This is a genomic window from Streptomyces sp. NPDC031379, assembly GCF_055569615.1.
The window spans coordinates 41,043-62,311 of the sequence record NZ_JBVIIT010000031.1 but is presented as its reverse complement, the minus strand read 5'-3'; the positions used below and the strand labels follow the sequence as shown (position 1 = coordinate 62,311).

The following is a 21,269-nucleotide window of genomic DNA, read 5'->3' as shown; positions in this document are numbered from 1 at the left end:
GTCGGTTCGGGCGGTCGAGGGGTTCTTTCTCCCCCCCCCCCCCCCCCCACCGCCCCCCCCCCCCCCCCCCCCCCCCTCCCCCTCCCCCAACTCCCCCCCCCCCCCCCCCCCCCCCCCCCCCCCGCCCCGCAAACGCACCACCGCGTGCGGCAGACCACCCTCACCAGTGGACGACGACCTTGTCGCCGGTCCTCACCTGTGCGAACAGTTGAGCGATCGCCGTCTCGTCCCGGACGTTCACGCACCCGTGCGAGCCGCCCGCGTAACCGCGCGCCGCGAAGTCGTACGAGTAGTGCACCGCCTGGCCGCCGCTGAAGAACATCGCGTACGGCATCGGCGAGTCGTAGAGGGTCGACACATGGTGCCGTGACTTCCAGTAGACATGGAACACACCCTCACGGGTCGGGGTGTACTGGGTGCCGAAGCGGACGGACAGCGTCGACACCGTCCGGCCGTCGATCATCCAGCGCAGCGTCCGGCTGGTCTTGCTGATGCACAGCACCCGGCCGGTCAGACAGCGCGGGTCCGGCGCGTCGGCCGGCTGACCGCCCATCAGGTACAGCTCCCAGTGGCCCGGCCGATGTGTCATCGCCAGCAGCCGCTGCCAGGTGACGGTGTCCAGCTCGCCGGTGCGGGGCAGCCCGCGCTTGCCCTGGAAGCCCCGGACGGCCCGTTCGGTCGCATCGTCGTAGACCCCCGTCGGCCCGTCGAACAGCCAGGCGACCTGGCGGAGCCGGGCCTGCAGCTCCCGCACGCCCGAGCCGGTGGCGCCGCGCGCCCACACGACCGGGGGCGCCGGTACGGGCGGCGGGTCGTGGGCCGTCCGGGTGGGTTCGGGAGCGCGGCTGGAGGGCAGCTGGACATGGATCGGTGAGTGGTTCTTGCCGTCGGCGTCCGCGGGCGGAACGGTGCAGCCGCTGAGCGCGGCGAGTACGGCGGCCGAGGCGAGTACGGCGGCAGGTCTCCCCGGGATCCTCATGCCGGGGATGCTTCCCCGCGTGACCGCCGCCGAACTACGGGGCATGGTGGGGAGTACGGACGTACTGCTGCGGAGGCATCCATGGCGCGTGAGTCGGAGTCGGGCCTGCCGATCGAGCCGGTCTACGGGCCGGCCGACCTGACCGGCTGGGACCCGGCCGGAAGGCTGGGTGACCCGGGCGCGTACCCGTTCACGCGCGGGGTGTACCCGAGCATGTACACGGGCCGCCCCTGGACCATGCGCCAGTACGCGGGCTTCGGCACGGCGGTGGAGTCCAACGCCCGCTACCGGCAGCTGATCGCGCACGGCACCACCGGCCTGTCCGTCGCCTTCGACCTGCCCACCCAGATGGGCCACGACTCCGACGCGCCCCTCGCGCACGGCGAGGTCGGCAAGGTCGGCGTGGCGATCGACTCCCTCGAGGACATGCGGGTGCTGTTCGACGGCATCCCGCTGGACCAGGTCTCGACGTCGATGACGATCAACGCCCCGGCGGCTCTGCTGCTCCTGCTCTACCAACTGGTGGCGGAGGAGCAGCGGGTCCCGGCCGACCGTCTGACGGGGACCATCCAGAACGACGTCCTCAAGGAGTACATCGCGCGGGGCACGTACATCTTCCCGCCGAAGCCCTCCCTGCGCCTGACCGCCGACATCTTCCGGTACTGCACCGCCGAGATCCCGAAGTGGAACACGATCTCGATCTCCGGCTACCACATGGCCGAGGCGGGCGCCTCCCCCGTGCAGGAGATCGCGTTCACGCTGGCCGACGGCATCGAGTACGTCCGTACGGCGGTGGCGGCGGGCATGGACGTCGACGACTTCGCCCCGCGCCTGTCCTTCTTCTTCGTGGCCCGTACGACGCTGCTGGAGGAGGTCGCCAAGTTCCGCGCGGCCCGGAGGATCTGGGCGCGGGTGATGAGGGAGGAGTTCGGCGCGCGGAACCCCAAGTCGCTGATGCTGCGCTTCCACACCCAGACGGCGGGTGTGCAACTGACCGCGCAGCAGCCGGAGGTGAACCTGGTCCGGGTGGCGGTGCAGGCGCTGGCGGCGGTGTTCGGCGGCACGCAGTCGCTGCACACGAACTCCTTCGACGAGGCGATCGCCCTGCCGACCGACAAGAGCGCGCGGCTGGCACTGCGGACGCAGCAGGTGCTGGCGTACGAGACGGACGTCACCGCGACGGTCGACCCCTTCGCGGGCTCCTACGCGGTGGAACGGATGACGGACGAGGTGGAGGAGGCGGCCGTCGACCTGATGCGGCGGGTGGCGGACCTGGGCGGCGCGGTGGCGGCGATCGAGCGGGGCTTCCAGAAGGCGGAGATCGAACGGAACGCGTACCGCATCGCGCAGGAGACCGACTCCGGTGAGCGGGTGGTCGTGGGCGTCAACCGCTTCCGGCTGGACGCGGAGGAGCCGTACGAGCCCCTGCGCGTGGACCCGGCCATCGAGACGCGGCAGGCGGAGCGGCTGGCCCGGCTGCGGGCCGAACGGGATCAGGGGGCGGTCGACGCGGCGCTGGCCGCGCTGAAGAAGGCGGCCGCGGGGGAGGACAACGTGCTGTACCCGATGAAGGAGGCGCTGCGGGGGCGGGCGACGGTGGGGGAGGTGTGCGACGCGCTGCGGGAGGTGTGGGGCAGTCATGTGCCGAGCGACGCGTTCTGAGCACCTGCGCCGGAGGCGATGTCGTACCTCCGTGCGACACTCCTTCTCATGTTCGGCGTCATCGATCTCCCCACCTATCTGGCCGGTCTTGCCTTGATCGTCCTGCTGCCCGGCCCCAACTCGCTGTACGTGCTCTCCGTCGCCGCCCGCCGCGGAGTCCGGGCGGGTTACACCGCCGCGGCCGGGGTGTGGTGCGGGGACACCGTGCTGATGACGCTGTCCGCCGCCGGCGTCGCCTCCCTCCTCCAGGCGAACGCGGTGCTGTTCGGGATCGTGAAGTACGCCGGTGCCGGCTATCTGACCTGGCTGGCGATCGGCATGCTGCGGGCCGCGTGGGGGATGTGGCGGACCCGGCGGGAGCAGGCCGCCGAGGAGGCCGCGCCCACCGCGGTCGCCGAGGAGCGGCCGTTCCGCCGTGCCCTCGTCGTCAGCCTCTTCAACCCCAAGGCGATCCTGTTCTTCGTCGCCTTCTTCGTGCAGTTCGTGGACCCGGGCTACGCCTACCCGGCCCTCTCCTTCGTCGTCCTCGGCGCCTTCGCCCAGTTGGCCAGCTTCCTCTACCTCAGCGCGCTGATATTCAGCGGCACCCGTCTCGCCGCCGCCTTCCGGCGCCGCAAGCGGCTGTCGGCGACGGCCACCTCGGCGGCCGGCGCGCTGTTCCTCGGGTTCGCGGTGAAGCTGTCGCTGGCCGGCGCGTGAGGCTTCGCCGGGGTTCGGCCGGCGGAGGGTGCTCTTTCGGGTGCCCGTTCGTTGTGGTTGAGCGCGCCGTTCCCCGCGCCCCCGGCAGGGTTTCGCCCTAGGGCGCTCCGAGGACTCCGGTGTGTGCCGCGTACTGCGCCAACCCCTGGGCCGTCTCGCCCGTCCAGCCCACATAGCCGTCGGGGCGGACCAGGAAGACACCCGGGCCGTAGGACTCCGGGGCGGCCGGCAGCGTCCGTACGCCGGGGAGGGAGGCCGTCGCGCCGAGCAGCGTCCAGTGCGGCCCCCGGAACGCGTCGAAGAGCCGTACTCCGTCCACCGTGCCGTCCGGTGCCCGGTCGCCCGCGCGCACCCCGTCGGCGCCCCCACGGGTGTCGAGGCTCAGGGACGAATCCCGGTATCCCAGCCCGAGCTGCACCGTCGCCTTCCCCCGCCGCACCTCGCCGCGGTGGACGCCCGTCGACAGGCCCAGCATGGCGGCGGCGTTCGCCCGCCGTTCTTCCTCGTAGGTGTCGAGCAGGGTCTTCGGAGCCCCGCCCCGCAGCACCGCGCCGAGCTTCCAGCCCAGGTTGTAGGCGTCCTGCACGCTGGTGTTCAGGCCCTGTCCGCCCGCCGGTGAGTGCACGTGGGCCGCGTCCCCGGCGAGGAGGACCCGGCCGACCCGGAAGCGGTCCGCCAGGGCGGCGCGTGGCCGGAAGTCCGAGGCCCAGCGCAGCTCGGTGACGTCCTCGGCGTCGAGGTGCGTGTACGCGGCGACCAGCTTGCGGACGCCGTCGAGGGACAGGTCGGGTCCGGTGTCCTCCGGGAGGCGTGCCGCCAGCTGGAAGTCGGCCGTGCCGGCCAGCGGGCACAGCCGACGAAGGTGCCGTCGCTCCCCGGGAAGACGTGCCAGTGGTCCCGGTCGAGCCCCCGCACCCGCACGTCCGCCACCAGGAACGGACTGGGGTCGACCGTCTCCCCGGTCATCCCCACGCCCACCGCACGCCGCACCGCCGAGCGGCCGCCGTCGGCCGCGACGACGTACCGCGCACGGGCGGTCGCACCGTCGGCGAACCGCACGGTCACGCCCTCGGCGTCCTGCTCCAGCCCCGTCACCTCGCGCCCGAAGGCGACCGTGCCGCCCAGTTCCGTCAGCCGCGCGTGCAGGATCTCCTGCGTCCGCCACTGCGCGACCATCAGCGGATCCGTGTACGGCGTGCCCTCGTCGGCCTCCACCGGTTCGAACATCGGCTGCTCGCCGACCCGCTCGCCGTCCTGCCAGACCATCCGGGCCGGATACGGCCCGCCCGCGGCGCGGATCGCGTCGAGGACGCCGAGGTCGTCGAAGACCTCCTGGGTGCGCGGCTGGATCCCCTTGCCGCGCGAGCCGGGGAACAGCTCCCCGTCCCGCTCCAGCACCAGCGCCTCCACCCCGCGCCGGGCGAGGTCGATGCCGAGGGTGAGACCCGTCGGACCCGCGCCCACTATCAGAACATCCACCGCACATCTCCTTAACACCGTTAAGTCACGACCCTGACGAGGGTGCCCTTAACGCTGTTAAGCTGTCAAGCGTGAGTACGGAACGACGGGCGCCGCTGGACCGGAAGCGGGTCGCGGACACCGCGCTGCGGCTGCTGAACGAGGTCGGCCTGGACGGGCTGACCCTGCGCGCCATCGCGAAGGAACTGGACGTCAAGGCGCCCGCGCTGTACTGGCACTTCAAGGACAAGCAGGCGCTGCTGGACGAGATGGCGACGGAGATGTACCGGCGGATGGTCGCCGGCACCGTCCTCGACCCCGCCGACACCTGGCAGGAGCGGCTGCTCAAGGCCAACCGCGCACTGCGCAACGCGCTGCTCGGCTATCGCGACGGCGCCAAGGTCTTCAGCGGCTCCCGCTTCACGGGCACGCACCACGCCCGCGAGATGGAGGAGTACCTGCGGGTCCTCACCGCCGCCGGTCTCAGCCTGACCCAGGCGGTCAACGCGGCGCGGACCGCGAACATGTTCACCATCGGCTTCGTCACCGAGGAACAGGGCGTCGTACCCCTGCCGGGCGAGCGCCGGGAGGGGTACGACATCGAGGAACGCGCCCGGCGCATGGCCGACCACCCGCTCGCGGCCGAGGCCGGGAAGGTGCTCTTCGACGACTACGACCAGCAGTTCGAGGAAGGGCTGGCGGTGGTGATCGCCGGTGTCGAGGCGCGGTACCGCGTCGGCTGAGCCAGGGGGTCAGCTCCGGGCCGCGCGCGCGTTGCGTATCGCCCGCGTGACGACCGGCGGCAGCAGGTCGACGGCGACCCGGCGCGCCCGCCTGCCGTACCGGGACCGGGCAGGCGCTGCCGGGGCCGGTGCCGTCGCAGGCGCCTGATCCGGCGTCCCGGGCGCCGCGGCGGCTGCCTCCGCGTAGCGGGAGGGCGGGAACGCCGGCGCCGTCATCCCCCGGGACTTCAGGCGCACGATCCGGTGCCCGGCGGCCTCCTGGACGCTCAGATGGCAGTCGGACCGCTCGCGCACCATGGCCAGCAGCTCCTCCTGGACCGGCTCCGGATCGCCCCAGGTGCCGTAGAGCTTCTGGGTGCTCAGGCAGATGGGACGCAGGCCGCGGTTGAGCACGGCCTCCCAGGCGGCTATGGACACACCGGGTGTGTGCTCGGAACGGAAGTCGTCGAGCACGACGACGCCCTCGGGCAGCAGCAGATCGTGCGCCGCCCCTATGTCGTCGCGCACGTGCTCGTACAGATGCGAGCCGTCGATGTGCGCGAACCGGCAGGAGTCCGGTGCGACCTCGGTGGGCACCAGGGAGCTGGGCCCCTGGAGCACACGGGGGAGTTCGTCGTGGAAGGCGCGGTAGTTCTCCTCGAAGACACGCCGGGTCAGCGCGCTGTAGGACTTGGTCGACTCGGCCCGGTTGGCGTCGTCCGGCGCGTCGCCCTCGAAGAGGTCGCACACGGTGTACCGCTCACCCGGCCGCCGGTGCCGGCCGGTGAAGATCGCGCTCTTGCCCATGTAGACCCCGACCTCCAGGAGGTCGCCGTGGAACCCGGCGGCCTCCTGCCGGCTCAGGAGCCAGTCGAAGAGCAGCTGGTCGAGCACCGGGAACCAGCCGGGTACGTCGTCGAGACGAAGGGGCGGTCGCGTCGCTTCCTGCGTGGTGGCCATGCGGTGGAGGAACTCCCTCGGTACGGCAGCTGGTGAGATCCCTGCGGAAAAGCCTGTGGCGCGGGCGGCAGGGGCACTACCGTGCCTGCCCCGAAGGCCGGTCCGAAACCCACGGTGAGGTGAACGGCTGCCCAATTCCCGGCCCCGGCGAAGATCAGCCGGTTCCCTTCCCTTCTTTCGGCATGGTGAATTGCGGGGAGATTTCCGGTGTGCGCGTCCTCCGCAGCGCCCTTTTCAGTCGCGGACCGAAGGGTTTCTCCACACAACGGTGGATGAGCCACGCCAGCAGCAGCATGCCCAGCACGGTCACGACGAGCGTCGGCCACGGCGGCAGCCCGAGACCCCGGTGCAGCACCCGGATCACGAACCAGCCCAGGTGCTCGTGGACCAGGTAGAAGGGATACGTCAGCGCCCCGGCGGCGACCAGCCAGGACCAGTCGGCCCGCGGTGGCCGGCCGAGGGCCACGGCGGCCACCGCGGCGAAGGCGAGGGTGACGATCGCCAGGATCACCCACGGGTCACGGTGGAAGTCGCCCTGGGCTCCCGGGTGCCACAGCCCGCGCGTGGCGTTGCTCTGCCCGAGCAGCCAGGACACGGCCACGATGCCCCACAGCAGCAGGTCGCCGCCGAATCGGTGGATCAGGTAGAGGGCCAGACCGCCGATGAAGAACGGGGCGTTCTCCGGCATCACCAGCTGGTCCGTCAGCTCGTTGCCGGATGTCCGGCACACCGCCGCCGCCAGCGTCCACACGCAGCAGAAGAGCACGACCCGGCGGTAGGTGACACCGCGCAGGACGACCAGCAGGGCGAACAGCGCGTAGAAGCGGACCTCCGCCCAGAGCGTCCAGCACACGCCGAGGACACGGGGTGAGCCCATGGGCTGTTGCAGCATCGTCAGATTGACCATGAACTCGTCCGGCCGGACCGGTGCGACGACCACGGGGAGGGCGACGGCCGCCGCGGTGACCAGCACCAGGGCGACCCAGTAGGCGGGGTAGAGGCGGGCGGCCCGGGAACGGAAGAAGTCGCCGAGGGTACGGCCCCAACTGCTCATGCAGATGACGAAACCGCTGATGACGAAGAAGAACTGCACGCCCAGACAGCCGTAGGCGGCCGCCCGGGACAGGGTCGGGAAGACGTGCGCCGGGCTCTGGTGCCAGGACGCGGAGACCGGTCCGCCGCGGCCGGCGTAGTGGTAGAGGCAGACCATCAGGGCGGCCACGAGCCGCAGGCCGTCCAGGGCGCGCAGGCGGTTCGGGCGCCCGCGGGGGGCGGAGGGGGAGGCCGTCCCGGAGGTGGCGGCGGGAGCGGCGGCGAGGGCGGGGGTGGAAGCAGGCATGGTGCTCGGCGCCTACCCGACGAGCGCGGACCGTCTCGGCTTCTTCTGTGAATGTCCCCGGCACGGGGGAGAGCCGCCCCCCGGCACCTGGGCGAATCACCGGAACGACGTGATCGACGAGCCGATGATTCGCCCAACGGTCCTCATTCGTTAACCCGTTGGCCGGAGTCCCTTCCTGGATTCTCCATTCACCCGCACACGATTCGGTGAACCCGTGGCAAGCAGCCGTAAAGCCCGTGTTCACCTGGCGTCGGCACGCGGACCTCCGCCCCCGCCGGCTCAGTCGGACTTCAGCAGCCGGGCGGAACGGTTGGCGAGGTCGATACGGATCGCCTCCCTGCGGGCGAGCTGCCGTATCGACTTGCCCCGCGCGCCCAGCCCCCCGGCCACACGGGAGATCTCCGACCACACCCGGCCCCGGTCGCCGCCCGCGATCGCGGCGGCGGACAGCAGCCGGCACGCCTCACCGATGTGGCCGCGAGAGGCGTGTATCTCGGCCATTCCGATGAGCACGTCCACCGGCTGTCTGCGGCGCAGGATCTCGGTGCCCACCCGCAGCGCGTCGTCGTGCTTGCCCGCGCCGAAGTGGCGCGTGAAGTCCTCGGCGAGGTACTTGCCGTGCCGGGAGAGCACCGCGGAGAACGGCCCCTCGGCGTGGGTCGTCTCGCCGTCCGGCTCCTGGGTCCCGGCCTCGCCGCCCGCGGGCGCGGGCCGCCGCACGTCGTCGGGACCGGCCAGGTTCAGGGCCGTCGTCATCCGGGCGGTGAAGGCGGCGACGTCGAACAACTCCTCGACGTCCCGGTACTCCTCCTCCGACACCTCCTCGTCGAGCACCTGGCGAAGCGCGTCGAGCGCCGACTCCGGTGTGTACTCGGCGAAGGAGCGGTAGCCGGGCACCCCCTCCAGCACCTCCCGGGAGCCCACGCGGTGGTAGGTGACCGCACGCAGCCGCTGCTGCACCGCTTCCACCACCGACAGCGGCATCGGGTCGTCCACGCTGGACAGGAAGAACACGTCGGAGGCCGCGAGTTCCTCGCGCACCCGGTCACGCGAGAGCGCTCCCATCCACTCGACGCGGTCCGACAGCAGCGTCGTCGGAGCGATCCGCCAGGTCTTGTGGCCGATCCAGGCGAACCGCCACGGCAGGCCCTGCACGGCGGCGAGTTCGGCGACCCGTGAGAACAGGTCGAGGCCCTTGCGGTCCTGCATCGAACCGACCATCACGATCCGCGGCCGCTCTCCCGGCGTCCGCCGGGCCCGCGCGCGGTGGGTGTCCGGCGGCACCGTGTTGTAGACGACCACCGGGTCGCTCACACCGAGCTGGCGGAACATGTCGGCCTGGGCGGTGGAGACGCACAGCACCTTGATCTTGGGCAGCACCTTGAGCATCTCGGCGTGCCGCAGGGAGTGCTGCCCGCCCTCGAAGTTCATGACGTACTCGGTCTCGTGGGCGTACAGCACCACGGAGCGGCCCAAGGCGTGCAGCGCCTCCGTCAGCTCGTTGGCCAGGGGCGAACGCCAGAACGGGGCGAGACTGTTGATCAGGACGACCTCGGCGCCGTCGAGGTCGGCCAGCACGTCCTCGGTGCGGGTGTAGACACCGAGGTCGAGGTAGCGGATGTCGACCGGGCTCTGGGCGAGCAGCGCCTGGGTGTAGGTGAGCACGGGGATCGCCACGCCGGTGACATAGGAGAAACCCAGTCCGAGGACGGCCAGCGAGCGCGGCCGGTTGAGCCGTCCCTCGACGGCGCGCAGGGCGCTCTCGGCGCGCGACACACGAGCCTGCGCCCCCTCGCCCGACGCCGACCAGCGGGGGGCGGGGCGCTCGACGGGGACCTCGGCCTCCTCGACGCGGCGCAGGACGCGGGCGGCGACCTCGTCGTGGAAGCTGACGAAGTGCTCGACCGGTTCGCCGTGCACGTTGGCGGTGAACTTGCCCGTGCGCTGCAGCTCGGAGGCGATGTCCACGAGTTCGCCGACCGTGCCGGCGTTGCGCAGCAGCGGGTGGTTGATCGTCGGGAAGACGATGTTCAGCGCGGGCGGGCTGAACAGGATCAGCGGCGTGCCCGCCCGCAGCGTCTGCAGGTAGGTGGTGGAGAAGAAGGTGATCGCGAGGTCATAGCCGTCGAGGGTCTCGGCCTCCAGCAGCGCGCCCTCGTCGAGCACGGTCACGTCGGGCAGCGTCCGCAGCCACTCGAGGTGGGCGCGGAGCGTGGAGGGGTGCGGCTTGATCTCCACCTCGCCGAAGGAGGTGAGTGCCGCGCACAGTTCGGTGAGGGCCTTGCGGTGGTCGTTGCGGGAGAGCTTGCGCTGGTCGCCGAGCGGCTGGTCGAGGACGACGATGCGCAGCGGCTCACCGGGGCGCTTGGCGTGCCGGTGGGTGGTCGAGCGGGCCGCCCGCAGCAGCAGGGGGTCGTCGCTGTGGCCGAGCGCGCCGGTGATGTGGACGGGCGCGTCGGCGTCCGCGGAACGGAACATCAGGTGGTGCGCCGTCGCCGGGCCCCAGACGCAGACGGCGGCGGGGGAGGACGAACCGTAGTACCAGTTCTGGTCGCGCAGGCCCGTGCCGGTCTTCTTGAAGTGGAAATCCAGGTGCCCGTCCTGAACGAGGATCAGCGGCAGGGTGCGGCCCAGCTCGCCGGCCACCCGGCGCCCGCGCTGCGACTGGTCGTTGAAGAACACGAGCCGGTCGATGCGTTCGAGGTCGGTGTAGGCGTGCATGCGGCGCCCCACCTCCTCGAGGAACTCCGCACCGCTGAGCGCCTCGTCGACCTGGAACAGGTTGTGCACCTTGAGGCCGTCGAAGCGGGCCGCCGCCTCCTGCTCGATCCAGCCCGCGACGTACCCGTCCCGGTCGGCGGTGACCAGATGGAACGAGTGGGCTTCGGCTCCCGGCGCCTTCATGATCTCCGAGGCGAGGCCGACGCCGTTGCGGTTCTCCACAAACACAGCGATGCGCATGGACGTAATCAATCCCTCAATCGGGTGGACCGCGGGTGCTGCATGGATCCACCGAATCTTTATATGAGTGCATGAAATACGACCGGGTTCCGTGCATAACCGAACCTATGGGGAACCCTCGGTGAACTCTGAGTGATCGGGCGCTCCGTGTGAACTCCAAGCCGAAAAAAGCCCCTTGCTGTCGCACGGCGACCGGAGCCGTGGGACAGCAAGGAGCTTCGAGGGCCCCTCGGTGGTGTGGTCAGCGCTTGACGGCCTTCTTCCACGCCCGTGCCCGGCGGGCCATCCGCCGCGCGGTGGGGTAGCGGCGGACGAAGGCGAGCCGCTGGGGGATGCCACCGGGCAGCGCCAAGGACGTCAGACGCTTGCGCTTGAAGTAGCGCAGGGTGCGGGCGTCGAGGTGGCCGCTCAGATAGCGCTCGGTCTCCGTGCGCAGCCGCGGGTGGATCTTCGGCTGCATGGCGAAGCCCACCGCCCGGATCAGGGCGCCGAGATCCTCGGCGTCCATGCCCGGACGCCGCTCCTCGACCGCTGCGCGGTCCGTCACCCCGGGCAGCAGCGCGTCGACGACGGTGACCGGGATGCGGTTGCTGTTCTCGAACGGTGTCAGCCGCTCCAGCAGCAGGTCGGTGCCGACCCGGGCGACCGGGAGGCCGTACAGCGCGGAGGCGGTGAGCAGGGCGGTGGAGAAGCAGCCGACGACCAGCGCGGGACGCATCCGCTGGTACAGCACCTCGGCGAGGACCGGCGTGTCCACCACGGTCAGCTCCACCCCGAGCTGCTCCGCCTCCTTCTCCAGGGAGCGGGTGAAGCGGGCCGGGGCGGACGGGTGCGGCTTGAACACCACCTCGGTGTGCCCGAGACCGGCCGCGCCCTTCAGCATCCGCACATGCAGGTCCTCCTCCTGCTCGGCGGAGAGGATGCCGAGCGCGGAAAGGTACTGGCCGAGCAGCAGTGCCGGCCCCTCGACCGCCGGCGACTCGTCGCCGGCCGAGGCGAGTTCGGCGAGCACCTTGGTGAAGGCGGGGGTCGGCACGATCTCGCCGGGCACCCCGAACTCGGTGAGCAGCAGCGGCTTCAGGCCCGGCACCAGGTCCAGGTGGAGCACCCGGTCCACGCGGGTGCCGACCAGCGGGTCGATCTTGTTGCGGGTGGGGCCGTAGCTCATCAGGCCGTCGGCGTAGACGGTGACCGGGGCACCGGTGAAGATCTGCGCGAGGCAGAGCGACGGGTTCACCTGGATGGACTCGACGGCCAGCTCGACGTCGTCCTCGCCCAGTCGCCATTCGTGGCGCAGATACCGTTCCCAGAGCGGCAGATCCTCCCCGCGGGGTGCCCAGCCGCCCGGGTGGAACGGGAAGATCGCCGCGTTGTACGACACGACGTCGTCGAACCGGTCGCGCAGCCGCTCGAAGCCGGGCATCTCGTCCGGCCCCGGTGAGGTCTCGGGGGTGGCCGCGTTGTTGCAGACCAGCAGGATCCGCCGGTCGGCCGGGCGGAAGCAGCCGGAGTCCAGGGCGGCGGCGAGGGTGGCCGTGCCGTACAGCGTCGACGCCTGGAAGATCTGGGTGGTCACGCGGCGACCCCCGCGGGAGCGGGGCGGCGGCGCAGCCGGCGCAGCTTCGTGGCGCGCTGGAGGTCCATCGAGTCCAGCGCCTCGTTCAGCACGTCCTGCGGCATGCGCCGCAGGGCGGCGGCACTCAGGGATCTCAGTTCCTTCGCCACCGCCGGCTCGAACCTTTCGATGGATCCCAGATGATGGGAAATGATCGCGCAATAGGTGCGGACGGCCTTCGGCAGCAACGCGTCGGCCTGCGGGTCCTGGGCGGTTTCCGCGACGACCTGATCGAAGGCGCGAATGAAATCGAGCTGCCGTACATCACCGATCTGAGTGAGCGACGAGGCGACCCCGCGCCGGTAGAACACCCCGAGCAGACTCACCGCGGCGAAGGACTCCGCCTCCCGGTGCAGCTTCCAGATCCACGGCCGGTCCTCGGCCGTGCGCAGCCCGTCGGTGAAGTGCAGCAGCCCCTTGTCCACCAGCCGACGGTGGTAGACGCCCGCCCAGGCGTAGGCGTAGTCCACGGAGGTGGACCGGTCGGCGGGCAGGATCGCCTCGCGCGGGTTCAGCACCACGTTCCGCCGGCCGACCGGCACCCGGTGCACGCTGCGCGACCGCGCGGTGCACTGCACATGGTCGGTGCGCAGGAAGTCGCAGCCCAGCTCCTCGACGGCCGTGACCAGCCGCGGGAAGTAGCCGGGGGCGAGCCAGTCGTCGCCGTCCACAAAGGTCAGGTACTCGCCGCGCGCCCGGTCGATACCGGTGTTGCGCGCGGTCGCCAGCCCCCCGTTCTGTTCGTGCCGGACCAGGACCGCGCCCGGCAGCTCGCGCTCCGCTCGCGCGAGAATCTCTGGTGTCCCGTCGCGGGAACAGTCGTCGACGAGAATGAATTCGAAGTCCTCACGCGCGTTCGCCTTCAGGCTTCTGAGCGTGTCGGGCGCGTATTGCTGCACGTTGAAGAACGGCACGATGACGGAGAGCTTGACCACGTCAGGGACGTTAGGGCGGGGCCCGTCATTCGACTTGACGACTTGCTTGATGCCGGGTGAACGACGCGTGGCGAAGCTGTGAACCAGGTCTTTTTCCCGAGGGATCGCGACCCGATTCGCCATTCGGCGATGTGCTGTTAACCGTTTGTTGCATTCAGGTTGGGCGGAACCTCGGAATGGCTTCCTAGCGTCTGCGGCGTGCCAGCAAGTGCAACGAAGTCCCTGCGGGTCGCCGTCCTGGCGGACTCCGACACCCGGTGGAAGTGGGGCGCGCTCACCGCGCGGCGTCTCACTCCCGCGGCTGCCGAGGCCCGGCTCGACGGCTACCTCCTGCGGGGACGCGCCACCCCGACAGCCCGCCAGCTCCAGGAAGTCGGCGTCCGGACGGACTCGCTCCGCGAGGTCACCGGCGTCGAGTTCCTGCGCGCGATGACCGAAGACACCGAGCAGCGGTACGACGTCCTCGTCCTCGCCCTGGTCGGCGGCGGTGTCCAGGCGATGCTGCACGGACTGCGCGCCGCCTGGGGCTCCGGCCGGCGTCCCGTGGTTATCACCGGGTACGTCGGCGTCGTCTACGAGAAGCTCGCCGACGGGCTGCTGCTGCGGCACGGCGCGGACCTCGTCCTCGCCAACTCCCGCCACGACGCGGACCGGTTCCGGGCCGTGTACGAGGGCGTGGGCGCCGACGCCTCCGCGGTCACCGAGGTCGCGCTGCCCTTCCTCGGCGGGGAGCCGTACACCGGCGAACGCGAGCCCTGCACGGTGGTGTTCGCGGCCCAGCCGTCCGTCCCGGACAACCGCAGGGACCGCACGTACCTCCTCGACCGGCTGATCCAGCACGCCCGCCGGCACCCCGAGCGCGAGGTGCTGCTGAAGCTGCGCTCCAAGCCGGGCGAACACACCACGCACATCGAGGAGCTGCCCTACCAGAAGCTGGTCCAGGGCAAGGACCTGCCGGCCAACTTCCGCCTCGTCTACGGACACATGGGCGAGGTGCTCGACCGCACCGACCTGCTGGTCACGGTCAGCTCCACCGCCGCGCTGGAGGCCCTGCACCGGCGGGTCCCCACGGTCGTCCTGACCGACCTGGGCGTGCGCGAGGTGCTCGGCAACCACCACTTCACCGGCTCCGGCTGCCTCGCCTCCTGGGACCAGCTCGACGCCGGGCACCGGCCGGTGCCCGACGAGGAGTGGGTGGCCCGGCAGGGCATCGCCGCCGACGGTGCCTACGCCACCGCATTCGACACCGCCCGCGAGCGCATCGCCAAGCTGCTGGACCGCCCCGGCGCCCTGCCGCCCCTGAACCCCTACTACACCCCCGAGACCGCGCCCGGCTACCTGCCCGGCATCCTCGCCCGCCACCACCTCGGCCCCGACGGCGCCCCGCTGCCCGGCGCGCCCGCCGCCGACAAGGCACCCGGCCCCGTCCGCCAGATCGTGCGCCGCGCCGCGCGGGGTGCCTACCGGCACGGCGTGCAGCGGGTCGCCCCGGTGATCCGGCGGATGGGAGAGCTGTGACCTCGTACCAAGGAGTAGACGTCATGACCGACCCGGCAGCGGGCCACGGCGCTTCGGTGCGCCGGGTGCTCGCGGTGATCCCCGCCCGAGGCGGCTCCAAGGGCGTGCCCGCGAAGAACCTGGCGCCCGTGGGCGGTGTCCCGCTGGTGGCCCGTGCGGTGCGCGAGTGCCGGGCGACCCGGCTGGTGACCGACGTGGTCGTGTCCACCGACGACCAGGCCATCGCGGCCGCCGCGCGGGAGGCCGGCGCCGAGGTCGTGCTGCGGCCGGCCGCCATCGCCGGTGACACGGCGACCTCGGAGGCCGCCGTCCTGCACGCCGTGGACGCCCACGAGGCACTGCACGGCTCGGCGGTCGACGTGGTGCTGCTCGTGCAGTGCACCAGCCCGTTCATCGCCCGGGAGGACATCGACGGGGTGGCCGCCGCGGTCGTCGAGAACGGCGCCGACACCGCCGTCACCGTCGCCGCCTTCCACGGCTTCATCTGGCGCGACGGCACCGACGACATCGACGCGGCCGAGCGGGACGGCGGCTACGGCGTCAACCACGACAAGTCCTTCCGTCCGCGCCGCCAGGACCGTCCCCAGGACCTGCTGGAGACCGGCGCCGCCTACGCGATGGACGCGGCCGGCTTCCGCGAGCACCGGCACCGCTTCTTCGGCCACACCGAGCTGGTCCGCACCGACCCGGCCCGGGTGCTGGAGATCGACGACCCGCACGACCTGGCCCGCGCCCGGGCCCTCGCGCCCCTCTTCGACGCCGACCGGCCCGGCGCCCTGCCCACCTACGACGACATCGACGCCGTAGTCCTCGACTTCGACGGCACCCAGACCGACGACCGGGTGTTGATCGACTCCGACGGACGGGAGTTCGTCTCCGTGCACCGCGGGGACGGACTCGGCATCGCCGCCCTGCGCAGGAGCGGCCTGAAGATGCTGATCCTGTCCACGGAACAGAACCCGGTGGTCGCCGCCCGCGCCCGGAAGCTCAGGCTCCCGGTGCTGCACGGCATCGACCGCAAGGACCTCGCCCTCAAGCAGTGGTGCGAGGAGCAGGGCATCGCGCCGGAGCGCGTGCTCTACGTCGGCAACGACGTCAACGACCTGCCGTGCTTCGCCCTCGTCGGCTGGCCCGTGGCGGTCGCAAGCGCCCACGACGTCGTGCGCGGCGCCGCACGCGCGGTCACCACCGTCCCCGGCGGTGACGGCGCGATCCGAGAGATCGCCAGCTGGATCCTCGGCCCCTCTCTCGATTCCCTCCCCAAGTAAGGACATCCCCCGATGAGCACCAACTCCCGTCTGCGTACGTTCGGTTCGCGCGAGGTCGGCCCCGGTCGCCCCGTCTACATCTGCGGCGAGATCGGCATCAACCACAACGGTGAGCTGGAGAACGCCTTCAAGCTGATCGACGTGGCCGCCGAGGCCGGCTGCGACGCCGTGAAGTTCCAGAAGCGCACCCCGGAGATCTGCACCCCGCGCGACCAGTGGGACATCGAGCGCGACACCCCCTGGGGCCGGATGACCTACATCGACTACCGCCACCGGGTGGAGTTCGGTGAGGACGAGTACCGCCAGATCGACGAGTACTGCAAGGAGAAGGGGATCGACTGGTTCGCCTCCCCGTGGGACACCGAGGCCGTCGCCTTCCTGGAGAAGTTCGACGTCCCCGCCCACAAGGTCGCCTCCGCGTCCCTCACCGACGACGAGCTGCTGCGCGCCCTGCGCGCCACCGGCCGCTCGGTCATCCTCTCGACGGGCATGTCCACGCCGCGCCAGATCCGCCACGCGGTCGAGGTCCTGGGCAGCGACAACATCCTCATGTGCCACGCCACCTCCACCTACCCGGCGAAGGCCGAGGAGCTGAACCTCCGCGTGATCAACACGCTGGAGAAGGAGTTCCCGAACGTCCCGATCGGCTACTCCGGCCACGAGACCGGCCTGCAGACCACGCTGGCCGCGGTCGCCCTCGGCGCCACCTTCGTCGAGCGTCACATCACCCTCGACCGCGCCATGTGGGGCTCGGACCAGGCCGCCTCGGTGGAGCCGCAGGGCCTGACCCGCCTCGTCCGCGACATCCGCACCATCGAGGCCTCCCTCGGCGACGGCGTCAAGAAGGTCTACGACTCCGAGCTGGGCCCGATGAAGAAGCTGCGCCGGGTCAGCGGCGTCGTCGCCGAGGCGGAGATCGCCGCCGCCGCGGGCGAGCCGGTCGCGGTCTGAGCGCCCCGATCGCCTGACGGATTGCCCTACGACGGGACGGTCGTACGCCGATGAGCCCCCGCGCCGGTCACGCCGGCCACCCTCCTCGCACGCTCGCCTTCGTGGAGAGCCCGGTCCAGCTGCTGAACGTACTGGAGTGGGCGCATCTGCACGGCCTGCGCGGCGCGGAGCCGGACACCCTGCCGTCCGTGCCCGCGCAGGTACGGCGGCCGGCGGCCGGCGAGAGCCCGGCGGCCGGCGCGGAACTCACGGTCGTCGTCCTGTCCCCGACCGACCCCATGACCCGGGGCCAGCTGCGCCGCATGGCCGACCTGGCCCGGGACGAGGGGTACCGGGTGCGCTGGGAGGAGGCGCGGGGCGGCACGACCGCGCCCTTCCACACGATCGGCGGCCTGGCGGGGTCGCTGCGCCGGGCCGACCGCATCGTCATGGGAGACCCGTTCTCCCGCTATGTGCAGCTGCTGCTGACGATCACCCGGGCCCGCGAACTGGTCGTGGTCGACGACGGCACGGCGACGATGGAGTTCGTCGCCCAGCTGGCCCGGGGCGAGCGCCTGGTCCGCTGGCACCGCAAGGGCGGCCGCCCCGGCCCGCGGGATCTGCTCTTCGCTCCGGTGTCCTCGTCCGCCCGCCGTCGGCTGACGCCCGGTGCGGGCCGCCGGGTCGAGGTCTTCTCCTCCATGCCGGTGACGGAGGTCCCGCAGGGCGTCACCGTCACGGCCAACGACTTCTCCTGGACCCGGGCCCGCTTCGGGCCGCCGCGGATCACCAAGGGCGCGGACATGGTCGGCACGTCCCTGGTGGAGACCGGGGTCGTGGACGGCGACCGGTACCTGGACGCCGTCCGGGGCCTGGCCAAGGCCCACGGGACCACCCGCTACTTCGCCCACCGCCGCGAGAGCGCGGAGAAGCTGCACCGCCTGGCCGCCGAGACCGGCCTGGAGATAGTCCGCCCGGACCTCCCGCTGGAGCTGATCGCCCGCCGCGGTCCCATCGGCCGGACGATCCTCAGCTTCCCGTCCACGGTCGTCCACACCCTGCCGCTGGCCCTGGCCGGCACCGGCGTCCGGGTGGCGGTGTGCGACATCGACCCGTCGTGGCTGACCGAACACGCCTCCCCTCGGGCCCAGGGCTTCCTGTCGGGAGTGACGGGGACGGCCAAGGACGTGCACCGGCTGGCGGCGGTGGCGGCGGTGGCACCGGCCTAGGGGCTTCGTTCGGACCGGGCCGGACCCGGGCTGATCCGGACGAAGCCCCCTGGGCCGGTCGGCCCCTGCCTCACTGCCTCGTGGCCAGGTCCAGGGTCCACCAGGGGCCGCCGGGGCCGCCCGCCACGCCGACGCCCGCGTCGGTGTAACGGCACGTGAGGATGATGGCGCGGTGCGGCGGGCTGTCCATCCACCGCGCGACGGCCGCGTGCGCCGTGGGGGAACCGACCACCACGGCCTCCCCGGCGTAGCCGGGGTGGTAGCCCGCGGCGCGCATCCGGTCGTCCGGGCGGCTGCCGTCCGTTCCGGTGTGGCCGAGAAGTCTGTGGCGGGCCATGTCGGCACTGTGCTCCTGGGCGGCACGGCTGAGGGAGGCCCGCAGCTGCACCGGGTGGCACCCCGCTTCGGTGCGGCGCCGGTTGATCTCGGTGGCCACATCCACCGTCGGACCGGCCGGGATCCGGCGGTGTGCGGAGGACGTCCACCGGCCGGGCGCCGGCACGGGCGGGCCCGCCCAGGCTGCCGGTGCGCCGGGCAGCAGCGTCACGAGGAGGGCACACCCGAGGGACATCGTCGTCCCGCGTGTCGCGGTCATGGTCTTCCTACTTTCTCTTTGCTCTGCCCCTTCGAGGGAATGCGGCATTTCTCAGCTCTTATGCATTTCTGCCGCTCGGGAGGATTTTCATGTCAGTGCGGATCGTCGCCCGGGCGGGCCGCCGCCGGGGCGTCCCCGGTCGGCGCCGCACACCCGCCGCCCGGAAGGATCACCGAGGCCGGGCGCTTCCGGCGGCCTCCAGCGGCTTCCTGACCAGCACGAACCCCCGAGGGAGCCGTTCCTCGCCCGTCGGCTCTCGCCGGACCGTCGCCACCGGTTCCAGGCCCGCCCTGGTCAGGGCGGTCGTGACCTGTTCGGGGGTACGCCAGTGGTAGTGGAGGTCGATCTCGTGGCCGAAGCGTTCGCTCAGATGGAGGTGGCCGGGGGCGGCGCCGGTCTGGAAGGCGAGGAGGGCGTGGCCGCCGGGGGACAGGGTGCGGTGGAACTCCGCGAAGGCCCTCGGCAGGTGGGCGTCGGGCACGTGGATCGTGGAGTAGAGGGCGAGGATGCCGCCCAGGGTGCCGTCCGGCAGGTCCAGGGAGGTCATCGAGCCCACGTGGAAGCGAAGTTGCGGGTGGGCCTCGCGGGCCAGGGCCACCATGGCGGGGGAGAGATCGACGCCGAAGGCCGGGACACCCCTCTTGTGGAGCAGCGCGGTGACATGGCCGGGTCCGCTGCCCAGGTCGGCCACGGGCGCGGTGCCGTTCGCCGTGACCAGCTCGGCGAAGGCCGTGATCAGGCTGCGCTCCAGGGGATGGGAGAGGCCGTCGGGGAAGGCGGCCGTGTAGTCCTTGGCGATCGTGTCGTAGGAGGTGCGGGTGGTCTGCAGGAAGTCCGCCGTCGAGTCGCTCACGAGCGTGGACCCTAGCGGGACGCGGTTCGCGCTGGGGTCCGGTTCGTGGACATGACGAGCGTGACTCAGGCGAGGCGTGGTATCCGTGGAAGGAGGAAACAGAGGTTTTACCCATCAGAATCCGCCGCCATGCGTCCGCCGGTCAGATTTTCTTCCCCTAACGGGCTGAACTTTTGTTGATCGAGGGGTAGTTGATCAGTCGGGCGTCCTACCCTTCAGAGGGTGAAGCAATTGATGTCCCTAGAGTCCGAGGCCGGCCTCCCGGGGGATGTGCTCCCCGGCGTGCTGAGCGAGTCCCTGCACGCCGAACTCGTCGCCTTCCGTCGCGACTTGCACATGCACCCCGAGCTGGGCAATCAGGAGTTCCGTACGACCGCCGCGATCAAGGAGCGGCTGGAGCGGGCGGGGCTGCGGCCCCGTGTCCTCAGCACCGGAACCGGACTCCTCTGTGACATCGGCCTGGCCGAGGGCGAGCGGTCGGCCGTACCGCTGCTGGCGCTGCGTGCGGACATCGACGCCCTGCCCATCCCGGACACCAAGACCGACTGCCCCTACCGGTCCACGGTCCCGGACCGGGCGCACGCGTGCGGTCACGATGTGCACACGACCGTCGTGCTCGGGGCCGGGCTCGTCCTCGCCGACCTGCACGCCAAGGGCCTGCTGTCCCGGCCGGTGCGGCTGGTCTTCCAGCCCGCCGAGGAGGTGCTGCCCGGCGGCGCCCTGGACGCCATCGAGGACGGTGCGCTGGACGGCGTGGGGCGGATCCTCGCCGTGCACTGCGATCCGCGGGTCGACGCCGGGAAGGTCGGGCTGCGGCACGGGGCGATCACCAGCGCCTGCGACCGGCTGGAGATCGCCCTGGACGGGCCCGGCGGGCACACCGCCCGGCCGCATCTGACCACCGACCTGGTCACCGCCGCCGCCCGCGTCGCCGTCGACGTGCCCGCGCTGATCGCCCGTCGCGTCGACACCCGGGCCGGCCTCGCCCTCACCTGGGGCCGGATCGAGTCGGGCCACGCCCCGAACGTGATCCCGCAGCACGCGGAGCTGTCCGGGACGGTGCGCTGCCTGGACCTGGAGGCCTGGCGGGAGGCCCCCGACATCGTGCACGCGGCGATCGACGAGGTCGCCACCCTGCACCGGGCCAAGTCGGAGATCAACTACGTCCGGGGCGTACCGCCCGTCGTCAACGACCGCGAGTCCACCGAGCTGCTGCGCAGGGCGATGACCGCCCGCCGCGGCCGGGACTCCGTCGAGAGCACCGAGCAGAGCCTCGGCGGCGAGGACTTCTCCTGGTACCAGGAGCACGTGCCCGGCGCGATGGCCCGGCTCGGGGTGCGCCGGCCCGGCGAGCGCACGGTGCGCGACCTGCACCAGGGCGACTTCGACGCCGACGAGCACGCGATCACGGTCGGGGTGGAGATGTTCACCGCGGCGGCCTTCCTGGAGCCGAACGCCGTGCAGGGCTGAGGGGGCAGCGGCCCCCGCGGGGGCCGCTCGGCTGTCCGGCGCAACACCCTCGTAAGCCAATCGTGCACGGTGCGCA

At 71.8% G+C, this 21,269-nt stretch carries 16 protein-coding genes and 1 pseudogene; 8 read left to right on the top strand and 9 right to left on the bottom strand.

What is annotated here, in order from left to right:
• Positions 1–160: 160 nt before the first annotated feature.
• Positions 161–979 carry a L,D-transpeptidase family protein gene (locus ACZ5CW_RS35190; protein WP_468608754.1) on the bottom strand — a complete coding sequence of 273 codons (819 nt, stop codon included), beginning with the start codon at positions 977–979 and terminating at the stop codon, positions 161–163.
• 81 nt (positions 980–1,060) lie between these two features.
• Here ACZ5CW_RS35190 and ACZ5CW_RS35185 point away from each other — a divergent pair, with 81 nt between their 5' ends.
• On the top strand, positions 1,061–2,641 hold the full coding sequence (locus ACZ5CW_RS35185) for an acyl-CoA mutase large subunit family protein (protein WP_468608752.1): 1,581 nt from the start codon (positions 1,061–1,063) through the stop codon (positions 2,639–2,641).
• A gap of 48 nt (positions 2,642–2,689) precedes the next feature.
• The gene (gene leuE / locus ACZ5CW_RS35180; protein WP_468608750.1) at positions 2,690–3,340 is read left to right on the top strand and encodes a leucine efflux protein LeuE; all 651 of its coding nucleotides are present in this window, start codon (positions 2,690–2,692) and stop codon (positions 3,338–3,340) included.
• A gap of 97 nt (positions 3,341–3,437) precedes the next feature.
• Here the strand turns inward: leuE and ACZ5CW_RS35175 are convergent.
• Positions 3,438–4,837, bottom strand: a pseudogene (locus ACZ5CW_RS35175) (FAD-dependent monooxygenase).
• Positions 4,838–4,890: 53 nt separating this feature from the next.
• Here ACZ5CW_RS35175 and ACZ5CW_RS35170 point away from each other — a divergent pair.
• Complete coding sequence (locus ACZ5CW_RS35170; RefSeq protein ID WP_468608748.1) at positions 4,891–5,541, top strand: TetR/AcrR family transcriptional regulator C-terminal domain-containing protein; 651 nt, start codon at positions 4,891–4,893, stop codon at positions 5,539–5,541.
• Between the two features lie 9 nt (positions 5,542–5,550).
• On the opposite strand, the gene ACZ5CW_RS35165 is transcribed toward ACZ5CW_RS35170, so the two are convergent.
• The 5 genes from ACZ5CW_RS35165 to ACZ5CW_RS35145 form a co-directional block, all read right to left on the bottom strand.
• The gene (locus tag ACZ5CW_RS35165) at positions 5,551–6,480 is read right to left on the bottom strand and encodes a class I SAM-dependent methyltransferase (RefSeq protein ID WP_468608746.1); all 930 of its coding nucleotides are present in this window, start codon (positions 6,478–6,480) and stop codon (positions 5,551–5,553) included.
• A 154-nt stretch (positions 6,481–6,634) separates the two neighbouring features.
• A complete protein-coding gene (locus ACZ5CW_RS35160; RefSeq protein WP_468608744.1) occupies positions 6,635–7,819 on the bottom strand; it encodes an acyltransferase family protein in 1,185 nt (394 codons plus the stop codon).
• Positions 7,820–8,098: 279 nt separating this feature from the next.
• Positions 8,099–10,780 carry a glycosyltransferase family 4 protein gene (locus ACZ5CW_RS35155; protein ID WP_468608742.1) on the bottom strand — a complete coding sequence of 894 codons (2,682 nt, stop codon included), beginning with the start codon at positions 10,778–10,780 and terminating at the stop codon, positions 8,099–8,101.
• Positions 10,781–11,021: 241 nt separating this feature from the next.
• Positions 11,022–12,356: a polysialyltransferase family glycosyltransferase gene (locus ACZ5CW_RS35150; RefSeq protein WP_468608740.1), complete on the bottom strand. Its 1,335-nt coding sequence runs from the start codon at positions 12,354–12,356 to the stop codon at positions 11,022–11,024.
• Complete coding sequence (locus ACZ5CW_RS35145) at positions 12,353–13,330, bottom strand: glycosyltransferase family 2 protein (RefSeq protein ID WP_468608738.1); 978 nt, start codon at positions 13,328–13,330, stop codon at positions 12,353–12,355. The genes ACZ5CW_RS35150 and ACZ5CW_RS35145 overlap by 4 nt, the downstream gene beginning before the upstream one ends.
• A gap of 198 nt (positions 13,331–13,528) precedes the next feature.
• Between ACZ5CW_RS35145 and ACZ5CW_RS35140 the strand changes: the two genes are divergently transcribed.
• The 4 genes from ACZ5CW_RS35140 to ACZ5CW_RS35125 are packed head-to-tail and all read left to right on the top strand — an operon-like array spanning position 13,529 to position 18,275.
• Positions 13,529–14,848, top strand: coding sequence for a DUF6716 putative glycosyltransferase (locus tag ACZ5CW_RS35140; RefSeq protein ID WP_468608736.1), 1,320 nt, complete (start codon positions 13,529–13,531; stop codon positions 14,846–14,848).
• 23 nt (positions 14,849–14,871) lie between these two features.
• Entirely contained in the window at positions 14,872–16,116 is a 1,245-nt protein-coding gene (locus ACZ5CW_RS35135; RefSeq protein ID WP_468608734.1) for a cytidylyltransferase domain-containing protein, read from the top strand.
• A 12-nt stretch (positions 16,117–16,128) separates the two neighbouring features.
• Positions 16,129–17,067 (top strand): N-acetylneuraminate synthase family protein, encoded by a 939-nt coding sequence (locus ACZ5CW_RS35130; RefSeq protein WP_468608732.1) that lies wholly within the window; start codon positions 16,129–16,131, stop codon positions 17,065–17,067.
• Between the two features lie 50 nt (positions 17,068–17,117).
• Positions 17,118–18,275, top strand: coding sequence for a hypothetical protein (locus ACZ5CW_RS35125; RefSeq protein WP_468608730.1), 1,158 nt, complete (start codon positions 17,118–17,120; stop codon positions 18,273–18,275).
• A 70-nt stretch (positions 18,276–18,345) separates the two neighbouring features.
• On the opposite strand, the gene ACZ5CW_RS35120 is transcribed toward ACZ5CW_RS35125, so the two are convergent.
• Both ACZ5CW_RS35120 and ACZ5CW_RS35115 read right to left on the bottom strand, forming a co-directional pair.
• Complete coding sequence (locus ACZ5CW_RS35120) at positions 18,346–18,870, bottom strand: CAP domain-containing protein (protein WP_468608728.1); 525 nt, start codon at positions 18,868–18,870, stop codon at positions 18,346–18,348.
• 169 nt (positions 18,871–19,039) lie between these two features.
• Positions 19,040–19,723, bottom strand: a complete 684-nt coding sequence (locus ACZ5CW_RS35115; protein WP_468608726.1) for a class I SAM-dependent DNA methyltransferase — start codon at positions 19,721–19,723, stop codon at positions 19,040–19,042.
• A gap of 234 nt (positions 19,724–19,957) precedes the next feature.
• Between ACZ5CW_RS35115 and ACZ5CW_RS35110 the strand changes: the two genes are divergently transcribed.
• Complete coding sequence (locus tag ACZ5CW_RS35110; protein WP_468608724.1) at positions 19,958–21,193, top strand: amidohydrolase; 1,236 nt, start codon at positions 19,958–19,960, stop codon at positions 21,191–21,193.
• Positions 21,194–21,269 lie beyond the last annotated feature (76 nt).

What these genes read in the sequence shown, in the direction of transcription:
- ACZ5CW_RS35190 (WP_468608754.1), bottom strand. Translation starts at nt 979, where the DNA reads ATGAGGATCCCGGGGAGACCTGCCGCCGTACTCGCCTCGGCCGCCGTA.
- ACZ5CW_RS35185 (WP_468608752.1), top strand. Translation starts at nt 1,061, where the DNA reads ATGGCGCGTGAGTCGGAGTCGGGCCTGCCGATCGAGCCGGTCTACGGG.
- leuE (WP_468608750.1), top strand. Translation starts at nt 2,690, where the DNA reads ATGTTCGGCGTCATCGATCTCCCCACCTATCTGGCCGGTCTTGCCTTG.
- ACZ5CW_RS35165 (WP_468608746.1), bottom strand. Translation starts at nt 6,480, where the DNA reads ATGGCCACCACGCAGGAAGCGACGCGACCGCCCCTTCGTCTCGACGAC.
- ACZ5CW_RS35160 (WP_468608744.1), bottom strand. Translation starts at nt 7,819, where the DNA reads ATGCCTGCTTCCACCCCCGCCCTCGCCGCCGCTCCCGCCGCCACCTCC.
- ACZ5CW_RS35155 (WP_468608742.1), bottom strand. Translation starts at nt 10,780, where the DNA reads ATGCGCATCGCTGTGTTTGTGGAGAACCGCAACGGCGTCGGCCTCGCC.
- ACZ5CW_RS35135 (WP_468608734.1), top strand. Translation starts at nt 14,872, where the DNA reads ATGACCGACCCGGCAGCGGGCCACGGCGCTTCGGTGCGCCGGGTGCTC.
- ACZ5CW_RS35130 (WP_468608732.1), top strand. Translation starts at nt 16,129, where the DNA reads ATGAGCACCAACTCCCGTCTGCGTACGTTCGGTTCGCGCGAGGTCGGC.
- ACZ5CW_RS35125 (WP_468608730.1), top strand. Translation starts at nt 17,118, where the DNA reads ATGAGCCCCCGCGCCGGTCACGCCGGCCACCCTCCTCGCACGCTCGCC.
- ACZ5CW_RS35120 (WP_468608728.1), bottom strand. Translation starts at nt 18,870, where the DNA reads ATGACCGCGACACGCGGGACGACGATGTCCCTCGGGTGTGCCCTCCTC.
- ACZ5CW_RS35110 (WP_468608724.1), top strand. Translation starts at nt 19,958, where the DNA reads ATGTCCCTAGAGTCCGAGGCCGGCCTCCCGGGGGATGTGCTCCCCGGC.